18 protein-coding genes are annotated in these 16,034 nt (G+C 65.9%); 5 read left to right on the plus strand and 13 right to left on the minus strand.

Features of this window, described 5'->3' with window-relative positions; translation table 11 throughout:
• The first annotated feature begins 13 nt into the window (after window positions 1–13).
• Complete coding sequence (locus BVC93_RS03965) at window positions 14–1,540, plus strand: GMC family oxidoreductase (RefSeq protein WP_083736035.1); 1,527 nt, start codon at window positions 14–16, stop codon at window positions 1,538–1,540.
• A gap of 18 nt (window positions 1,541–1,558) precedes the next feature.
• Here BVC93_RS03965 and BVC93_RS03970 read toward each other — a convergent pair whose 3' ends face one another.
• Entirely contained in the window at window positions 1,559–3,433 is a 1,875-nt protein-coding gene (locus tag BVC93_RS03970) for a helix-turn-helix domain-containing protein (RefSeq protein WP_083740785.1), read from the minus strand.
• A gap of 51 nt (window positions 3,434–3,484) precedes the next feature.
• Window positions 3,485–4,867, minus strand: a complete 1,383-nt coding sequence (locus BVC93_RS03975; protein ID WP_083736036.1) for a glutamine synthetase family protein — start codon at window positions 4,865–4,867, stop codon at window positions 3,485–3,487.
• Between the two features lie 281 nt (window positions 4,868–5,148).
• Here BVC93_RS03975 and BVC93_RS03980 point away from each other — a divergent pair, with 281 nt between their 5' ends.
• Genes BVC93_RS03980 through BVC93_RS03990 form a run of 3 tightly spaced genes read left to right on the plus strand, consistent with a single transcriptional unit; the run spans window position 5,149 to window position 8,331 of the window.
• Entirely contained in the window at window positions 5,149–6,666 is a 1,518-nt protein-coding gene (locus tag BVC93_RS03980) for an amino acid permease (protein WP_083736037.1), read from the plus strand.
• Between the two features lie 34 nt (window positions 6,667–6,700).
• A complete protein-coding gene (locus tag BVC93_RS03985; protein WP_083736038.1) occupies window positions 6,701–7,447 on the plus strand; it encodes a creatininase family protein in 747 nt (248 codons plus the stop codon).
• The gene (locus tag BVC93_RS03990; RefSeq protein ID WP_083736039.1) at window positions 7,447–8,331 is read left to right on the plus strand and encodes a phytanoyl-CoA dioxygenase family protein; all 885 of its coding nucleotides are present in this window, start codon (window positions 7,447–7,449) and stop codon (window positions 8,329–8,331) included. The genes BVC93_RS03985 and BVC93_RS03990 overlap by 1 nt, the downstream gene beginning before the upstream one ends.
• 1 nt (window position 8,332) lies before the next feature.
• Here the strand turns inward: BVC93_RS03990 and sppA are convergent, their stop codons facing one another.
• Window positions 8,333–10,120: a signal peptide peptidase SppA gene (sppA, locus tag BVC93_RS03995; RefSeq protein ID WP_083736040.1), complete on the minus strand. Its 1,788-nt coding sequence runs from the start codon at window positions 10,118–10,120 to the stop codon at window positions 8,333–8,335.
• Window positions 10,121–10,219: 99 nt separating this feature from the next.
• On the opposite strand from sppA, the gene BVC93_RS04000 reads away from it, so the two are divergent.
• Window positions 10,220–11,053, plus strand: coding sequence for a universal stress protein (locus tag BVC93_RS04000; RefSeq protein ID WP_083736041.1), 834 nt, complete (start codon window positions 10,220–10,222; stop codon window positions 11,051–11,053).
• Between the two features lie 56 nt (window positions 11,054–11,109).
• Here BVC93_RS04000 and rplO read toward each other — a convergent pair whose 3' ends face one another.
• From rplO to rplN, 10 genes are all read right to left on the minus strand, one after another.
• Window positions 11,110–11,553 (minus strand): 50S ribosomal protein L15, encoded by a 444-nt coding sequence (gene rplO / locus BVC93_RS04005; RefSeq protein ID WP_083736042.1) that lies wholly within the window; start codon window positions 11,551–11,553, stop codon window positions 11,110–11,112.
• On the minus strand, window positions 11,550–11,732 hold the full coding sequence (gene rpmD / locus BVC93_RS04010; RefSeq protein ID WP_083736043.1) for a 50S ribosomal protein L30: 183 nt from the start codon (window positions 11,730–11,732) through the stop codon (window positions 11,550–11,552). Before rpmD ends, rplO begins: the two co-directional genes overlap by 4 nt.
• Before the next feature lie 2 nt (window positions 11,733–11,734).
• The gene (rpsE, locus tag BVC93_RS04015) at window positions 11,735–12,445 is read right to left on the minus strand and encodes a 30S ribosomal protein S5 (protein ID WP_192860182.1); all 711 of its coding nucleotides are present in this window, start codon (window positions 12,443–12,445) and stop codon (window positions 11,735–11,737) included.
• 26 nt (window positions 12,446–12,471) lie between these two features.
• Window positions 12,472–12,840 carry a 50S ribosomal protein L18 gene (rplR, locus tag BVC93_RS04020; RefSeq protein WP_192860351.1) on the minus strand — a complete coding sequence of 123 codons (369 nt, stop codon included), beginning with the start codon at window positions 12,838–12,840 and terminating at the stop codon, window positions 12,472–12,474.
• 41 nt (window positions 12,841–12,881) lie between these two features.
• The gene (gene rplF, locus BVC93_RS04025) at window positions 12,882–13,421 is read right to left on the minus strand and encodes a 50S ribosomal protein L6 (protein WP_083736046.1); all 540 of its coding nucleotides are present in this window, start codon (window positions 13,419–13,421) and stop codon (window positions 12,882–12,884) included.
• A 22-nt stretch (window positions 13,422–13,443) separates the two neighbouring features.
• Window positions 13,444–13,842 carry a 30S ribosomal protein S8 gene (gene rpsH / locus BVC93_RS04030; RefSeq protein WP_068915635.1) on the minus strand — a complete coding sequence of 133 codons (399 nt, stop codon included), beginning with the start codon at window positions 13,840–13,842 and terminating at the stop codon, window positions 13,444–13,446.
• Window positions 13,843–13,927: 85 nt separating this feature from the next.
• Window positions 13,928–14,113, minus strand: coding sequence for a type Z 30S ribosomal protein S14 (locus BVC93_RS04035; protein WP_083736047.1), 186 nt, complete (start codon window positions 14,111–14,113; stop codon window positions 13,928–13,930).
• A gap of 4 nt (window positions 14,114–14,117) precedes the next feature.
• Window positions 14,118–14,690 (minus strand): 50S ribosomal protein L5, encoded by a 573-nt coding sequence (rplE, locus tag BVC93_RS04040; RefSeq protein WP_083736048.1) that lies wholly within the window; start codon window positions 14,688–14,690, stop codon window positions 14,118–14,120.
• Between the two features lie 5 nt (window positions 14,691–14,695).
• On the minus strand, window positions 14,696–15,013 hold the full coding sequence (gene rplX / locus BVC93_RS04045) for a 50S ribosomal protein L24 (protein ID WP_083736049.1): 318 nt from the start codon (window positions 15,011–15,013) through the stop codon (window positions 14,696–14,698).
• Window positions 15,014–15,382: a 50S ribosomal protein L14 gene (gene rplN / locus BVC93_RS04050; protein WP_024440402.1), complete on the minus strand. Its 369-nt coding sequence runs from the start codon at window positions 15,380–15,382 to the stop codon at window positions 15,014–15,016. It abuts the gene before it with no gap.
• Between the last annotated feature and the right edge of the window lie 652 nt (window positions 15,383–16,034).

Raw genomic sequence — 16,034 nt, forward strand, 5'->3', positions numbered from 1 at the left:
CGAAAGACAAACAATGACGTTCAGCAGCTACGACTATGTGATCGTGGGCGCCGGATCCGCCGGTTGTGTGATCGCCGCCCGACTCTCCGAGGATCCCGCAACCAAGGTCCTGCTCCTCGAATCGGGCTCGCCCGACGCCCATCCCGGCATCGCCACACCACCGGCGTGGCCGTCGTTGTGGGGGACGGAGATCGACTACGCCTACCGCACGGTCGCCCAGCCGGGCACCGCCGGCGCCAGCCACAGCTGGCCACGCGGGCACACACTTGGCGGCAGTAGCAGTATCAACGCCATGGTGTACTTGCGCGGACACCCCAACGACTTCGACGATTGGGCCAGGTCCGGTTGTGTCGGTTGGGATTACGAATCGGTACTGCCCTACTTCAAGCGCATCGAGACGGTTCGGTCCGGCGATCCGCGCTACCGCGGTACCGACGGGCCGCTCTTCCCCGGGCCCGTGACAACCGCCGCCGCCAATCCTCTCTCCCAGGTTTTCCTGGACGCCGCAACCGCAGCCGGATTCCCCCGCACCGACGACTTCAATGGCGCCCGGGCCGAGGGAGCGGGCTGGCACGACCTCACCATCGCCGATGGGGTTCGACAGAGTACCGCCGCTGCCTACCTGCGACCGATCCGTGACAGAGCCAACCTCACCGTCATGACGAACTCGCGCGCACACAGGTTGCGCTTCATGGGAAACCGCTGCATCGGAGTCGATTTCCGCCACGGCAGTCAACAGTTGACCGCATACTCCGACGCCGAGGTGGTGATCAGCGGCGGTGCGGTGGATTCTCCGCGGTTGTTGCTGCTCTCGGGGATCGGGCCGGCTGCCGAACTGGAAGCCGCCGGCGTGCACGTGATACACGACCTGCCCGGGGTCGGGCGCAATCTGCACGACCATCCGCTGTGCGGCGTCGTCTACGAGTCGCTGCAACAGATCCCGCAGGGCCGCACCAACCACGCCGAGTCGTCGATGCAGTGGCGCAGCTCCGATTCTCTTGCCGGACCGGACATGCAACTGATGTTCATTCACGTGCCGTTCCATCCTCCTCACCTTGTGGCACCGGCGAACAGCTTCACACTGGCGGTCGTGACGGTCCCGGACGCCCGGGGTTCGATACGGTTGTCAGGACCGGATCCGCAGGCTCCGCCTCTGATCGATCCGAACTACCTGGGCACCGAATCGGACATCCGCCGAATGGTCCACGGAATCAGGGTCGCTCGCGAGGTTGCCGCCGCTGAGCCGTTCACCCCGTGGCGCGGCCGCGAAGTACTGCCAGGACCCGACGTCACCGACGATGCGGCGCTGCGGTCCTTCCTGGCCCGGGGCACCAGCACCTACTACCACCCGGTGGGCAGTTGCGCGATGGGCACCGGACCCGACTCGGTGGTGGACCCCCTGCTGAGGGTGCACGGGCTGACCGGACTGCGGGTTGCCGACGCATCGGTGATGCCGAGAATCGTTTCGGTGAACACCAATTCGGCGACAATCATGATCGGCGAGAAAGCTGCCGACCTGCTCCGCCGACACAGCCGGTGAGGTGGCGGCATCCAGACCCTAGCGCGCCTCAGCGGCCGGGCCCGGCAGCGCGACCTCAGATCGTTCGGCCGCCTCGGCACCCCGGCGGGTCTGGTGCACCTTCAGCGCCAGCTGCAGCGGGAACCACTCCGCCGATTCCGAGACGTCGAACCCGCAGAGCCGCGAGGCGCGGGCAAGGCGCTGAGTCAGCGTGTTCCTGTGCACGAAAAGCTCACGGGCGGAGGCACTTTGACTGCGAAAGTGCAGGAACACCGAGACGGTTTCCAGCAGCTCGGTGCCCTTCACCCGGTCATACTCCGCGATCCGCGCGATCGCGGTGGTGTAGCGATCGCGGACCGACGCCACGCTGGAGACCCGGCTGAGCAGGAGGTGCTGCCCCACGTCGTCGAGAGTGAACACCCCGCTCGGATTGTCCAGCGTCGCCCCGATCGCCATCGCCTCCCGCGCCTCGGCCAGCGCACCGGCAAACTCGTCCACCGCCTTGACGGGGCGCGAGATCCCGAACGTCAGCGGCACCCCGGCGCTCGTCCGTACCCGGGAACACAAGGACAGCAGGGCAAGACGCAGGTCGTCGACAAAGCCTTCCGAACCGCTCCAGGGAACGATGGCGACGGTCTGGTGAGCTGTCGTGGCGTAATGGGTCGACCCGGGAACTGCGGGCGACGATGCCAACAGGTCTCGCAGCGACGGTCCGGCCGGGGCCGCGGCCACCGGGACTCCAGGCAATGGTCGGGTGGCGGCGCTCCCCACGACGAAGACGTACCCGCCCGCGGCGTCCAGTCCCACCGCCACCGCGCGCCTGCGCAGCTGGTCTCCGCCGAGATGCCCGGACGACAGGTCACGCAGGAACCAGTTCACCCCGCCGCGTTCTGACGATCCGTCGGACGACAGCGCCAGCTTGAGGGCCACCGCCGCATGGTTGGCGAAGGAGGCCAATGTCGTGGCGTCCACGGTGGTGAACCGGGCCGGCCCGATCCGATAACACACCATGAAGCCGAGTTCGGTGGCACCGGCCCTGACGGGCGCGGTGACCACGGCGCCGACCCTGCCGTCGACGGCGTGAGCCATTGCCTCCATCGCTGCGCGCCAGTTCACCCTGGCGGTCCGAATCTCCTGTTCCACCGCCAGCAGTTCACGACGAACGGAGTCGATCGACGAGTGCATCGGATGCCCGGCTCCCACCGAAGCGGCCTTCAGGAACATCCGGTCACTGCCCGTCTCGTCCGTCGCCACCACGACAGCGAGATCGGCGTTCACTGCCACTCTGGCCAAGTCGACAGCGAACTCCACCGCCGATGACGCCGCTGTGCCCGATGCCAGCATCGACGCCAGTTCTGCTGTACCACTGGCTATTCGGGTCTGCATTTCAGCGACGTTGGCCAGCCGCTCGGTTTCGAAGACCCCCGCGACAAGAGCTGCGACCCGCTCGACGAACGGCACCTCAGCTGGGTCGAATCGATGTCCGTTGGTGGCCCACACCGTCACACAGCCCAGAAGATCGTCGTGTCGCGACACGATCGGTACCGAGAAGATCGCCCCGTAGCGCTCCTCTCCGATGCCGGGATAGGCCAGGAAATGCGGGTCCCCGGCCGGCTCCTCGGCAACCAGATAGCTCTGCCGAGAGGCCGCCACCCATCCGGTCACGCCGTCACCGTAGGCGACCCGCAGGGTGCCCACCTGGCGCGCCGCCGGACTCTCGGTTGCCCCGGTCAACACCAACTCGTTGGCGTCCTGATCGTAGGTGTACACGTACACATCGCGGTTGTCGCGGCCTGCCGCAATCGCCTCCGCGACAGCCTGCAGAATGGTCGCGAGGTCGCCGGCCCCCGCCAGTACCCGCGCGATGTCCCGCAGCACGCGCAGTTCCACTTGCGCCGTCGCATTCTCGATCATGGCCAATCGTAAGCCGGAACACCCGGTCCGGCCGAACTGTGCGGTCATGGGTCACACGCGTTCGAAGTACCGCTTGAGTTCCCAGTCCCCCACCGCCTCGCGGTGCCGGTCGCGTTCCCACAGCCGCGACGCCAGGTAGTGGTCCACGAAGGTGTCTCCGAACGCAGCCCTGGCAACGCCGCCCTTCTCCAACTCCCCGATTGCCTCCGACAGCGACCTGGGCAGCGGAGTGACTGCCTGGTCATAGGCGTTTCCGACAACGGGATCCGGCGGCTGCAGCTCGTTCTCGATCCCGTACAGCGAGCTGGCGACGCATGCTGCCAGCGCCAGGTACGGATTGGCATCCGCTCCCGGCAGCCGGTTCTCCATCCGGCAGGCGCCTTCATTCGTCGAGATCACCCGAAGTGCCGACGTCCGGTTGTCCGATCCCCAGGTAGCCGACACCGGCGACCACGAACCCGGCACGCGGCGCTTGTAGGAGTTCACCGTCGGGCAGTAGAAGACCGTCATCTCGGGCATCGCACTCAACTGCCCGGCCACCATGTGCCACATGGTCTGCGATGGCCCGTCCCCACCCCACATGGCGTTGCGATCAGGGCTGCCGAGTGGCCGCAGGCTCTGATGGATGTGCGCGCTCGAACCGGCCGAATCCGTGGCCACCTTGGCCATGAACGTGGCCAGATAACCGTGCTGTTCGGCAATACGGCGGACGCCGTTCTTGTAGATGGCCACCCGGTCGGCGGTGGTGAGCACATCGCCGTGCTCGATGTTGATCTCGATCTGTCCCGCCCCGTACTCGGTGTTGGACGCCAGAACCGGAATATCGCAGGCGCGCATGCCTTCACGGATCGCGCCGATCACCGGTTCCAGCGCGGCATGGCGTTGCAGACTGAACGTGGCCACGCCGGGGGTGGCGGGCCGCAGGTTGCGGTAACTCTTCTGCGCTGCCGACTCCGATGTCTCCCGGTACAGGTAGAACTCCAGCTCGTAGCCCGCAGAGTAGGTGTAGCCGAGTTCGGCGGCACGTGTCACCTGCTGCTTGAGTACCGTCCTGGGCGCCACCGGCACCGGCTCACCCGAGGTGGTCACCACGTCACACAGGACAATGGCCTGCCCCGGTTCCCACGGAATCGCCCGAATCGTCGAAAGGTCGGGCATCAAAACGATGTCCGAGTATCCCGTCTCCCAACCGGAGAAGCTGAAGCAGTCCATCAAGGTGTCTTCGATGTCCCACCCGAAGACGATGTTGGGTATCGACGAGCCCTGCCGCACAATCGATTCCAGAAAGAATTCGGCCGGCACGAACTTTCCTCGGACCAGGCCGTCGATGTCGGGTGCCCCGAACTGCACGGTCCGGATGTCGTGACGCGCGAAAAGTTTGCGGACCCTGTCGATGTCCTCGGTGCCGATGGTGGCCGCGTTTCCGTTCGTCATTGCTGCCAGTTCCCTTCGTCGATCGTGCGGTATGACTTCCAGGCTTCGTTGCCATGTGTTTCAATTGGGTTACGCAGTGGCGCAAGGTTGAGCCCGCCACGTTGCGTCGGCTAAACGTAACGGCGCCGAACAGCTGTCGGCAGCGTGCAAGTTGTCCACATTTTCATGGCACCTGTGGCCGCCATCGAGTGCGCGAACGTACTTTCTGACCGGGTTCCGGGCATATCGGACCCGGTCCGGCACACACGTCGCCCACGATTCAGCCACTCAGTGAGGTAACCATGAGCATCACGCCCGAAAGCGAACACGACAAACACCCAACACCCAGCCCGCCCCAACCCGGCCCGGGCGGTGATGACCGCGGACAGCTCGAGGACTTCGGCTATCAGGAAGTGCTCAAGCGCACCATGGGTTTCGCACGCGCCACCGCTGTCAACATCTCGACGTCGTCGGTGGCCACTGCCATCTTCACCCTCTTCGCCTACGGAATCACCACCGGCGGAACAGGTTTGTTGGTATGGACGTGGGTCATCGGCTTCGTCGTCATGCTGCTGGTGACGTTGATGTTCGCCGAACTCGGTGCGAGCATGCCGCTGGCCGGTGCGCTCTACCAGTGGTCCAGCAGGTTGATCGGGCCGCGCACCGGATACGTCACGGGTTGGCTGTACGGCGCCTCCCAGATCGCGCTGGTCAGCGCGGTCGCCTACGGGATATCGCCCTTTGTCGCATCCCTTGCCGGTGTGGAACTGACACCGCCGCAACAGCAGGTGGCCGCCATCATCATCATCCTGGCCTCGACGGCGTTGAACCTCGTCGGAGTCATGATCGCCTCGGCCGTCGCCACCATCGGCGCCGTTGCCGAGGTGGGCGGCATGATCGTGTTGATCATCGTCTTGTTCGTCGTCGGGTTCGGCAATCAGCCGGTCACAGTGCTCGTTGAGCCGCAGGGGTTACCAGCCGACACCACGACGCTCGCGGCGTTCGGTGCAGCGATGCTGTTCGGATCCTGGGCGTGGACGGGTCTCGAGATGGCCACGGATATGGCTGAAGAAACCAAAGAGGCGTCGAAAGTCATTCCCAAGGCGGGTATCTCATCCATCGTCACCACCTTTGCCGTCGGCATCGTCTTCCTGGTGGCCGCCGTGCTGGCCATCCCCGGCAGCGTCGACGACGTTGTGGCGTCGGCCAATCCATTGCAGTCGATCATCGAAGGCAACACCGGTTCGGTCTTCTACAAGCTCATCGCCGCCATCATCATCATCGCTGTCTTCGTCTGTGCGATGACCAACCAGGCACTGACCGCCCGGATCTTCTTCTCACTCGCCCGTGACCGGCGGGTCCCGTTCTCCGCGGCCCTGTCCAGGGTTCCCCACCGCACGCAGGTTCCGCACACCGCCACGATTCTGGTCGGCGTAATCGCCTCCGTCATCATCATCTTCATCGACGCGCTGGCGGCCATCACCACCGCCTGCCTCACCGGTTTGTTCGTCTGCTACCTGCTGGTGGTGTGGGCACAGCTGATCCAACGCCTGCGTGGCCGGTGGACCCCGCAGCAGTGGAGCCTTGGACGTTTCTCACTGCCGGTGAATGTGCTTGCCGCAGTGCTCGGTACGGCGCTGACCATCAACCTTGCGTGGCCTCGGGTCGACGACGTCTGGTACAACCGCTACTCCAGTCTGTTGTTCGTTCTGCTGGTCGCCGCCATCGCAGGGGTCTACTACCTGTGTGCCGGAACAGAGGGCCGGCGCGCAATCAATACCGTTGACACGGGCTCGTTTTCAGAACCTTCGAAGCCGTGAGCCAGTTGACCGAAACGAGAGAAGGAACTGCATCATGCCCAACTGGCTGGATATGACCCGCGACGAGGTCGGCGAGGCGGCCCGCTACGGTGCTGTCGCCGTGCTGCCGGTCGGGGCCGTCGAGCAGCACGGACCTCATCTGCCCACCGGCACGGACACACTGCTGGCCGAACACGTGGCAGGGGCTGCCGTGGCGCGCACGAATGACGTTGCGCTACCGGCAGTCAGCTACGGCTGCTCACTGGGACACACCGAATACTGGCCCGGAACCATCTCGTTGTCGGTGTCGACAGTGATCGAGGTGATGAACGACATCGGACGCTGGGTGTACGCATCAGGATTTCGCAAACTCGTCGTGGTCAACTCCCATGCCACCAACGGCCCACCCTGCCAGAGCAGCCTGTTGACACTGCGATACGAGTTCCCCGATATGAACAGTCGCTTCATATCGCTGTACGACGTGACCCCCGCAGCTTCTGCCGGTTATCTCATCGACGCCCAAGATCCGCATGCCAACAGCGCCGAGACATCGATGTTGATGCACATGGCGCCGGAGCTGACCCACCTCGAGCGGGCGGTTGACGAGACCGATCGCACGGTGGGGCGTGTGCTGACCTACCCCATGCCCGCCGTCACCCACAGCGGGGTTGTCGGGCGGCCCACCACTGCCAGCGCCGCGGCCGGTGGCCAGTTGTTGACCGCCATCATCGACGGGGTCACCGATGTACTCGTTCGCGCCAAGGCCGAGACCCGGCCCGAATTCACCAGGAGACAGCCCTGATGACAGTTGCTTTCCAGCTCGAGCTCACCGACGAGCAAGTGGCCGAGTTCCACACGGACGGCTTTGTGGTCGTCCAGCAGATCGCCGACCCCGATCTGGTGGCCCGGGCACTCCAGAAGTTCGAACCGATGTTCCGCGGTGAGTTCGAAACCGGTCTGTATCCCGACGAGTGGAACTGGAAGCCCGGCAGAGACCGTGCTGATCTGACCCGCCAGATCTGTAACGGGTGGAAGGCCGATCGCGACATCGCGCGTCTGGTGTTGGGTGAGGACATCGGCCGGGCCTGCGCGCGCCTCGGGGGTTGGCCGGGCACCCGGATCAGCCAGGACAACGTGTTGTGGAAGCCGGTCGGCGGGCGCCCCTTGGGTTTTCATCAAGATGCCGCCTACGACCGCTGGGCGGTACCCGTGGACTGGGTCAGCTGTTGGATAGCTCTCGACGACACCACTGTTGACGGCGGCACACTGGAACTGGTCAGAGGCTCACACCGGTGGCGTCCCTGGGGAATGATCGAGGAGTTCCACGGTCCCGAGGATCCCGACGCCGAACTGCGGGTCGCAGCGCACACCGAAGGTCGCCAGATCGACAAGGTCGCCGTGGTGGTTCCCGCCGGCGGCGGTGTGTTCCACTCCGGTCGCACCTGGCACGGCTCCGGGGTCAATCACGCAGACCGGCCGCGACGTTCGGTGGTCGCCCACTGCACCACTTCGGAGGCGCGGTTCAGCGAACACGAGGTCGGCTACATCTACAGCCGCTACAAGAAGTTCGGAAGCACCGAGATGGACGAGTCGTTCTTCCCCATCACCTGGCGCGAGGACGGCTATCGCTCACCGTTCCTCGCGGACTTCCTCGCCGAACGTTGCGGCTGGGCCGGCATCTGTTGAGCTAGAGCCGGGTATCGCCCAGCCACAGCACGCTGGCACCGCTGATCGTGCGCTCGGCCTGGGTGATCACCCCGGTGATCGACTGCGTGAGCACTGCGGCCACCGCCTCGGGCAGAGACGCCGCCGCGGGCTGTGACGACTGCTTGGGCCGCAGCACATCCAGCAGCGACGAGCCCGGGTAGCTGGCCAGGGTCACGTCGGCGTCGGCGTCGAAGCCGGCGAGCACCAGTGCCCGCTTGACGGCGGTGCGCAACCCACCGAGTTCGTCGACCAGACCATGCCCCAGGGCGTCGGCACCGGTCCAGATCCGACCGCGCGCCACCGCGTCAACGGCCTCGACCGACAGGTTGCGTCCGGCGGCCACCCGCGCCAGGAAGTCGTTGTAGAACAGGTCTGCCTCGGCTTCGACCTGCTGCTGCTGCGCTTCGGTGAAGGGGGCGTTGACCGACCAGGCGTCGGCATTGGCATTGGTGCGCACCGCATCCGAGCCGATTCCCAGGCGATCCTTGAGATCGCGGGCGATCAGCTTGCCGGTCACCACCCCGATGGATCCGGTGATGGTGCCGGGGTTGGCGACAATGGTGTCGGCAGCCATCGACACGTAGTAGCCGCCGGAGGCGGCAACCGCACCCATGGACGCGACGACGGGCTTACCGGCTTCGGTGGTCCGCACCACTTCCCGCCAGATGGTCTCAGAACCCGTGACCGAACCACCCGGGCTCTCGACGCGTAGCACGATGGCGTCCACCTCGTCGTCGGCGGTGGCCTCGCGCAGCGCGGCGGCAATGATGTCGGCACCGGCGTTCGAGTTGCCGAAGGGGACGCCGGAGCCACCGCGTCCGCTGACAATGGGCCCGGCCAGCGTCACCACCGCCACCTTGGGCTTCTTCTTGCGCCCCGGCACTGGCAGCGTCGGCACGGAGTTCGCAGCAGCGGCCTTGGCGTAGCGCGACAGGTACAGCCGCGGCGGGGCGGTCTCAGCGTCGGCGCTGCCCGTCTCCGGCGAAATACCCTCGGCACCAACCAATTCGGCGATCCGCGCATAGGCCTCGTCGCGGAATCCGATCCGGTCGACAAGCTTGCCCGTCACGGCATCGTCCCGCAGCAGCGGCGCGCGGTCGGCCAGCGCGTCCATGTCCGCCGCCTCGATGCCCCGCGACTGCGCGACGGCCTGCCAGACCTGCTCATGCAGGCTCTGCAGCAGTCGGGTGTCCGCCTCGCGGTGGGCGTCGGTGTAGCTGTCCTGCGTGAAAAGGTTGGCCGCGGACTTGTATTCGCCGCGAGCCACGAACTGGGCCTCGATACCGGCCTTGCCGAGCGCATCACGCAGGAACAGGGCGTTGCTGGCGAAGCCCACCAGTCCGACGGTGCCCGACGGCTGCATCCACACCTCCCCGAACGCCGAGGCCAGGTAGTAGGACAGGGTTCCGGGGAAGGTCTCGGCCCAGGCCAGCGACGGCTTCTCGGCGGTAAAGGCGGCGATGGCCTCCCGCAGTTCCTGTACCGGCCCGGCGGGCGCTGCGGGCACCTGGACTCGGGCGATCAGACCGGCGACCCGCGGATCCTCGGCGGCACGATGGATCGCCGCAACAGCCTGCCGCAGCGTCATCGGCCGGCCGCCGCGGTTGAGCACCACCAGCGGATCGAAGCCGACGGTTTCCGGCGGCACGATGTCGAGGTTCAGCTCGACGATGCAGCCACTGGGCACACCGTGATGCCGTGCGGTGTCGACCTTGCGAGCCAGTGCCCGCACGTCCTGCAGACCGGGAATTCCTGAAAGGGCGAACATCCCTCGAGCGTACCGACCGGTTCTCGCCGGGAAACTAAGCTGGGAAACGACTGTATGCGCCTACCTGGCGCACGGCGTGATGAAGGGAACGGGGACCTCATGGATCTGCTCGTCGGCTACGACGGATCACCGGCTGCCACCACTGCGATCAGAGTCGGAACGAGGTTGTTTCCGAAAGCGCGTGCTCAGATCACCTTCGTGCAGACTCCGCCGTTTGCCAGCCCGGCGCTACGCAAGCGGTTGCGTCTGACCTCGCGCAGTGTCTCCGAGCTGTCCGAGGCCGTCGAGCGTGAGGGGAAGTTCGAGGCCCAACTGATAGCAGACACCGGGGTGGCACTGGCCACGGCCGGCGGCTGGGAGGCCGAAGCGCTGCTGAAGCAGGCCTGGGGTGGCGAAGGAATAGGCCTGGCCCAGCTGGCCGAAACAACCAAGCCCGCCGCGGTGGTGGTCGGCTCCCGCGGCCTCTCCGGCTCCGAAGCCATGCTGGGCAGCGTGTCCGAATTGCTGGTGCTGCACTCGCCGGTGCCGGTGCTGGTGACCAAGCAGACGTTGCTGGCTACCGAGTACCAGGCGCTGGCCACCGGCCCCGTGCTGGTGGGTGTTGACGGCTCCGCGGGCGCGGCCACGGCGGTGGCCGCCGCACAGGCGCTGTTCCCGGGCCGCGAGGTGGTGGCCGTCTCGGTGTCCGACGGCTCCGGCGCCGAAGCCACCGCAGCCGACGGCGTCCGAGTGGTCACCACGGCGCCCAGCCGGGGTCGCGGCGCAGGTGCCACCGCCGACGCGCTGATCGCCTCCGCCGACGAACACGGCGCGGCGGCGCTGGTGGTGGGATCGCGAGGCCGCACCGGCCTCAAGCGGGTGCTGCTCGGCAGCGTCGCCAAGTCGTTGCTGCACACCACCTACCGGCCCGTGGTCGTCGTTCCCTCGTCCTGACACGACGAGAAGCGCCCCGCACACCGAAGTGTGCGGGGCGCTTCTCGTTTCAGTTCTTACAGCTCGGTGGCGGACCCACCGGCGGCGGTGATCGCCTCGCGGGCGCTACCGGAGAACTTGTTGGCGGTGACGTCGACCTTGGCGGCCAACTTGCCGTCGCCCAGGACCTTCACCAGCACGTTCTTGCGGACCAGGCCAGCAGACACCAGATCCTCGACACCGACGATGCCGCCCTCGGGGAACGCCTTGGCGATATCGCCGACGTTGACCACGGCGTACTCGGTACGGAACCGGTTACGGAAGCCCTTGAGCTTCGGCAGCCGCATGTGGATGGGCATCTGGCCACCTTCGAAGGTCACCGGCACGTTCTTGCGTGCCTTGGTGCCCTTGGTACCGCGACCGGCGGTCTTGCCCTTGGAGCCCTCACCGCGGCCGACGCGGGTCTTGGCGGTCTTGGAGCCGGCGGCCGGCTTCAGGTCGTGCAGCTTGATGACACTCACTTGACCTCCTCCACCTCTACCAGGTGATGAACGGCCTTGATGAGGCCACGCGTCTGAGCGTTGTCCTCGAGCACGACCGACTGACGGATCTTGCGCAGCCCCAGGGTGCGCAGGCTCTCCCGAGCCTTCCAGCGGGCGCCGATGACACCCCGCACCTGAGTGATCTTCACTTCAGCCATTATCAGTGACTTCCTTCACGCGCAGCCGCAGCAGCCAGCGCTTCACTTTCGCGACGGGCGCGCAGCATGCCTGCCGGCGCGACGTCCTCGATGGGCAGGCCACGACGGGCCGCCACCTCTTCGGGACGCTGCAGCAGCTTCAGCGCGGCAACGGTGGCGTGCACCACGTTGATCGCGTTGTCGCTGCCCAGCGACTTGGCCAGCACGTCATGCACACCGGCGCATTCCAGCACCGCGCGGCACGCGCCACCGGCGATGACACCGGTACCGGGGCTGGCGGGGCGCAGCATGACCACACCGGCCGCGGCCTCACCCTGCACCGGGTGGGTCACGGTGCTGCCGATCAGCGGCACGCGGAAGAAGTTCTTGCGAGCTTCTTCGACACCCTTGGCGATGGCGGCCGGAACTTCCTTGGCCTTGCCGTAGCCCACGCCGACCATGCCCTTGCCGTCACCGACGATCACCAGGGCGGTGAAGCTGAAGCGCCGACCACCCTTGACGACCTTGGAGACGCGGTTGATGGTGACGACGCGCTCGATGTACTGGCTCTTCTCGCGATCGTCGCGGCCGCCACGGCCACCACGGTCGTCGCCGCGGCCACGGCCGCGGCCACCGCGGTCGTCACGGCCGCCGCGCTGGAAATCGGTACGGGTTCCGGCACTGGGGGCGCCGGTGTTCGAGGCGCTTTCGGCGCCCGAAGTCTGCTCCGCCATCATGCGGTCCTTCCGTTGTCAGTCATTTAGAACTCGAGTCCGTTCTCGCGGGCGGCGTCGGCCAGGGCCGCGATGCGGCCGCCGTAGGTGTAACCACCGCGGTCGAACACGATGGCGTTCACGCCGGCAGCCTTGGCGCGCTCGGCGATCAGCTGCCCGACGCGCACGCTCTGCGCCTTCTTGTCACCCTCGACCGCACGCACGTCGGCCTCGATGGAGGACGCCGCGGCCACGGTGGTGCCGGTCAGGTCGTTCACCAACTGCACGTGGATGTGCCGCGAGGAGCGGTTGACCACCAGGCGCGGCCGCTGCTCGGTGCCGGTGACCTTCTTGCGCAGCCGGTTGTGGCGACGGATGCGCGCCACGCGACGCGTTGCGGAGACGTTCTGGCCCACCGGCTTACGGGCGGCGGCCTGTGTAGCTGTCTGAGCCATGGTTACTTACCTGTCTTTCCGACCTTGCGGCGGATCTGCTCGCCGGCATAGCGGATGCCCTTGCCCTTGTAGGGGTCGCTCTTCCGCAGCCGGCGGATGTTCGCCGCGATCTGGCCGACCTTCTGCTTGTCGATGCCGGTGATCGAGAACTTGGTGGGGGTCTCCACCGCGAAGGTGACGCCCTCGGGAGCCGTGATCAGCACCGGGTGGCTGTAACCGAGGGCGAACTCCAGGTCCGATCCCTTGGCAACGACGCGGTAACCGACGCCGAAGATCTCCATCTTGATGGTGTAGCCCTCGGTCACGCCGGTCACCAGGTTGGCGATCAGCGTGCGGGACAGCCCGTGCAACGAGCGGTTCTCGCGCTCGTCGTTCGGACGGGTGACGACGACTGCGCCGTCATCGTTGCGGGAGACCGAGATCGGCGCTTTGACGTCGAGGGTCAGGGTGCCCTTGGGGCCCTTGACCGCGACGTTCTGGCCGGCGATGGTCACGTCGACACCGCTGGGGATGACGACCGGTTGCTTTCCAATACGCGACATGGTTTCTTCGGCTCCTGTCCCGCTACCAGACGTACGCGAGGACTTCGCCGCCCACGCCCGATCGTGCTGCCTGACGGTCGGTCAGCAGGCCAGAGGACGTGGAGATGATGGCCACGCCCAGGCCGCCGAGAACCCGCGGCAAGTTGGTCGATTTCGCATAGACCCGCAGGCCGGGCTTGGACACCCGTCGCAGGCCGGCGATGCTGCGCTCACGGCTGGGGCCGTACTTGAGCTGCACCACCAAAGACTTGCCCACGCGGGCATCCTCGGTGCGGTAGTCGCTGATGTAACCCTCTTTTTTGAGGATCTCGGCGATGTTCGCCTTGATCTTCGAGTGGGGCAGCGTCACTTCGTCGTGATACGCCGAGTTGGCGTTGCGCAGACGCGTCAAGAAGTCTGCGATCGGATCCGTCATTGTCATGACAGGTGTGTCACCTTTCTCGCGGCGGTTCCGTGCACAGGTGCGCTGGCCTGCCGCGATTTACTTGAGTCAGGAAGGGAGGGGGTTACCAGCTGGACTTCTGCACGCCGGGCAGCTCGCCCGCATGAGCCATCTCACGCAGGCAGATCCGGCAGAGTCCGAACTTGCGGTAAACCGCATGCGGGCGACCGCACCTGTTGCAACGCGTGTAGCCGCGCACCGCGAACTTGGGCTTCTTGTTGGCCTTGTTGACCAGCGCTTTCTTTGCCATCTGCTCAGTTCTCCTTGAACGGGAAACCGAGGGCCCGCAGCAGAGCACGCCCCTCGTCGTCATTGGTCGCCGAGGTGACGACGGTGATGTCCATGCCGCGGGGGCGGTCGATGGAGTCGACGTCGATCTCGTGGAACATCGACTGCTCGTTGAGCCCGAACGTGTAGTTGCCGGTGCCGTCGAACTGCTTGGGGCTCAGCCCGCGGAAGTCGCGGATACGGGGCAGCGCGATGGAGACCAGCCGGTCGAGGAACTCCCACATCCGGTCGTTGCGCAGTGTGACGCGCGCGCCGATCGGCATGCCTTCGCGCAGCTTGAACTGGGCGATGGACTTGCGGGCCTTGCGGATCTCGGGCTTCTGGCCGGTGATCAGCTGCAGGTCGTTGACGGCGCCGTTGATCAGCTTGGCGTCACGGGCGGCGTCACCGACACCCATGTTGACGACGACCTTGACCACGCCGGGGATCTGCATGACGTTGGCGTAGTTGAACTCTTTGTTCAGCGCGTCCTTGATTTCCTCGCGGTAGCGCAGCTTCAGCCGGGGCTGAACCTTGTCGTTGCTCTCTACTGTGGTCATGTCTCTCAGATGTCCTTGCCGTTGGTCTTGGCGGTGCGGACGTTCTTGCCGGTCTCCTCGTCGCGACGGACGGCGACGCGGGTCGGCTTGCCGTCGGAGTCGATGACCATCACGTTCGACACGTGGATGGGAGCTTCCTGGGTGACGATGCCGCCCGAGGATGCACCGCGCTCGTTGGCCGAGACCGCCGTGTGCTTCTTGATGCGGTTGACGCCCTCGACGAGCACACGCTCGCGCTCGGGGTACGCCACCAAAACCTTGCCCTTGGCGCCCTTGTCCTTGCCCGAGATGACGAGCACGGTGTCGCCCTTACGGACCTTCATTTACAAAACCTCCGGAGCCAGCGAGACGATCTTCATGAACTTCTTCTCGCGCAGCTCGCGCCCGACCGGGCCGAAGATGCGGGTACCGCGCGGATCATTGTCGGCCTTGATGATGACAGCCGCGTTCTCGTCGAACTTGATGTAGCTGCCGTCGGCGCGACGACGTTCCTTGACGGTGCGCACCACAACGGCCTTGACGACATCGCCGCGCTTGACGTTGCCGCCGGGGATGGCGTCCTTGACGGTCGCCACGATGACATCACCGATGCCGGCGTAGCGCCGCGACGAGCCACCGAGCACGCGGATGCACAAGATCTCCTTGGCGCCCGTGTTGTCGGCGACCTTGAGCCGCGATTCCTGCTGAATCACTAGATCTCCTCAGACCTGATTTATCTGTGTGCACGCCAGAGAACCCGACCTACCCGAATTCCGGGCAGGCGAATAACCTGTCGTGCGCGGTCTTTGTTACTGAAAGGCACGCAGGGCCATCTCCTGAGAACAGGCGACAGCCGAGGTCTGCCCACGGCAACCCCTAGAGTCTAGGTGACGAGCAGCAATGCTCCAAATTGCCGTTCGCGCCGCCCGCCCTAGCGGTCGGTGAAGATTCGCTGATCGAGCAGGTGCGTACAGCCCTTGCGACGCAGACTGTGTTCCATCAGTGCGCAAGGCACATGGTCGCGCACCCAGTTTCTGACGCCGCCCGCCGACGCTGCACCGGGGCGTCGACCAGGTCGAGCGCACGATTGCGCGCCAACGGCAGGCGCCAGCAGGAACAAGAAGTCGCCATCCCATTTCCCCATTGCGCGATCGACCTACCTCAGCGTACGCATGATCCCCCGGGCGGAAACGGCAGTTTGTAGACATCGCTGGCGCGGCGCTGCCGACAGCGGCCATGACATACCGTTCGTCTCTGCGGTGATGCTGACCGAAATCGAACCCGCCGTCATCGCCGAGGCACGCACCGACCCAGTCCGGTGCGAGCACCTGCGACGCTGCTTCGACAGCACGGTGCTGCCCGTAT

The sequence above is a fragment of the Mycobacterium sp. MS1601 genome (assembly GCF_001984215.1).
Lineage (GTDB): Bacteria > Actinomycetota > Actinomycetes > Mycobacteriales > Mycobacteriaceae > Mycobacterium.